At 66.8% G+C, this 2,942-nt stretch carries 1 protein-coding gene; it reads left to right on the top strand.

All coding sequences use genetic code 11. The features are described from left to right. Positions 1-2,942: ImcF-related family protein (locus HX851_RS32010; protein WP_177066509.1), on the top strand; the 2,942-nt coding region annotated here is incomplete at its 5' end.

Here is a 2,942-nt window from a genome sequence, read left to right as displayed (position 1 = left end):
AAGACCGTTGGCAGCAAGGCCAGCGCACCCTGCTGCTGTGGGGCGGCAGCGTGCAGGTCGAGCTGGACAAGGCCTTCGAACCCTGGCGCGGCCTCAGTCGCTGGCGGGCGCTGGACGGCGTGGTCTGGGCGCTGGACAAACAGCAGAGCAGCGAAGCCGCCGCGCTGCGTACCGGCCTGCGTCACCTGCAACAATTGGCCCGTCAACTGCACTGGCAACTGCCTCTGCACCTGTGGCAGGTCTGCCACAGCGACTGGCCGCAGCACACGCGTGAAACCCAACCGGTCGGCATCGACCTGCCGCCGCGTGTTAGCGCGCAGCAACTGGAAGACCTGCTGCACAGTCTGTTGGCGCCCTTGCTCGAACAGGGCATGAACCAGATGCGCGGCGCGATCAAGCATGACTTTCTCTATCGCCTGTCCCGTGACCTGAAAGTCGAAGGCATTGCCCGCTGGCGCCGGGCGCTGGAACCGCTGCTCAGCGAGTTCGCCCATGGCGTGCCGCTGCGCGGGTTGTGGTTCAGCCTGCCGGTGCAACGCGTCGACAGCGAACTCTCCCATCTCTGGCCGCCGAACCCGGCCTGGCAGGGCGTGCTCGACCACAAGCCGCGTCCCGGCCGCCTGGGCTGGCCGGCCCCGCGTATCGCCTATGCGTTGCTGCTGGGCCTGGCGGTGGTCTGGAGTGCCGGACTGCTGTTGTCCTTCCTCGGCAACCGGGCGCAGATCGTCCAGGCGCAGGCCGTGCTGACAGGCCTGGAACAACGGGGCACTGGCGATGAACAACTGCTGGCCTTCAACGAGTTGGTCCACGAACTGGCCCGCCTGGATTACCGCGCCGAACACGGCACGCCCTGGTACCTGCGTTTTGGCCTGAATCAGAACCGTGCGCTGCTCGATACGCTGTGGCCGCGTTATGTCGAGGCCAATAACCGACTGATACGTGACCCGGCGGCGGCGAATCTGCACGTGCAACTCGCGGCCCTGGTCAAGCTGCCGCCGGACAGTCCCGAGCGCGCGCGACGGGCCCAGGCGGCCCACGCCCAACTCAAGGCCTACCTGATGCTGGCGCGGCCCGAGAAGGCCGATGCCGCTTTCCTCACCAAGACCCTGGGCGCTGCCGAGGCGGGTCGGGCCGAGGTGTCGCCGGGTGTCTGGCAAGGCTTTGTCCCCGGTCTGTGGCAGTTCTATGGCGAACATCTGGCGGCCCATCCCGAGTGGCGCATCGAGGCCGACCCGCGGCTGGTGGTCCAGGCCCGTCAGGTCCTGCTGGGGCAGATGGGCCAGCGCAATGGCGAATCCAGCCTGTACCGCCAGGTGCTCGACGCGGCGGCCGCGCACTACCCCGACTTGAACCTGCGCCAGCTGCTCGGCGATACCGAGGCGCAGACGCTGTTTTCCACCACCGCGACGATACCGGGCGTGTTCACCCGCCAGGCCTGGGAGGGCCAGGTGCGTCAGGCCATCGACGACATCGCCCGGGCGCGTCGCGAGCAAGTCGATTGGGTCCTCAGCGACAAGCCTGCCGAGATCGACCCCGAGATAAGCCCGCAGGTGCTCAGGGAGCGTCTCAGCGAACGTTACTTCCAGGATTACGCCGGTGTCTGGCTGGACTTCCTCAACAGCCTGCGCTGGCACCCGGCGGAGAGCTTCGGCGAGGTGATCGACCAACTGGGCCTGATGAGCGACAGCCGCCAGTCGCCGCTGATCGCCCTGATGAACACCCTGGCCTACCAGGGCCAGGCCGGCGCGCGTCGACAGGCGCTGGCCGACTCGCTGATCCAGTCCGCGCAACACCTGATCGCCCAGGACAAGGTCCCGGCCCTCAACCTTCAGGGGGTGGCTCCGGTTGGCCCGTTGGACGCCACCTTCGGCCCGCTGCTGGCCCTGCTCGGCAAAGGCCCTGAAGGTCAGTTGGGCAATGACAGCCTGAGCCTGCCGGCGTTTCTCACCCGGGTCACCGGCGTGCGCCTGAAACTGCAGCAAGTGAGCAGCGCCGCCGACCCGCAAGCCATGACCCAGGCCCTGGCGCAGACGGTGTTCCAGGGCAAGAGCGTCGAGCTGACCGAGACCCGTGCCTACGGCAGCCTGATCGCCGCCAGCCTCGGTGCCGAGTGGGACGGGGTCGGCCAGAGCCTCTTTGTGCAGCCACTGGAACAGGCCTGGCAGAAGGTCCTGCAACCCTCGGCGGCCGGGCTCAACCGCCAGTGGCAGCGGGCGGTCGTCAGTGACTGGCACGGTGCTTTCGCCAGTCGTTACCCCTTTGCCGCCACGGCCAGTGATGCGTCGCTGCCCATGCTGGGGCAGATGATCCGCGCCGATTCCGGGCGTATCGAGCAGTTCCTGCAACGTGAACTGGGCGGGGTCTTGCGCAAGGAAGGCAGCCGCTGGGTGGTCGATCCGAGCCATAGCCAGGGGCTGCGCTTCAATCCGAAATTCCTCGGCGCGATCAACCAGCTCAGCCATCTGGCCGATGTGCTCTACACCGATGGCGGCATGGGGCTGGGGTTCGAGTTGCGGGGCAAACCGGTACGCGACCTGGTGCAGACCCGCTTTGTCCTCAATGGCGAGGTCCATCACTATTTCAATCAGCGTGAGTTCTGGCAGCGCTTCGGCTGGCCGGGTCGCGGCGACTCTCCGGGCGTCAGCCTGACCTGGACCGGCGTGCACACCGGCGAGCGCCTGTTCGGTGATTATTCGGGCACCTGGGGACTGATCCGCTTGCTGGAGCAGGCCCAGGTCACGCCGCTGGACGATGGCGCCAGCCAGTACCGCCTCGTCCTCAAGGCGCCCGATGGCCTGGGCCTGACCTGGCATTTGCGCACGGAACTGGGGGCGGGACCGTTGGCGTTGCTCAAACTGCGGGGTTTCAAACTGCCGTCGCAGATCTTTCTCGACGCCAAAATGAAAACAGAACCCTATGCACGCAATGGGGGTTTTGAATGA

Source organism: Pseudomonas gingeri (assembly GCF_013385635.1).
Lineage (GTDB): Bacteria > Pseudomonadota > Gammaproteobacteria > Pseudomonadales > Pseudomonadaceae > Aquipseudomonas > Aquipseudomonas gingeri_A.
This window is presented reverse-complemented; position numbering and strand designations above follow the sequence as displayed.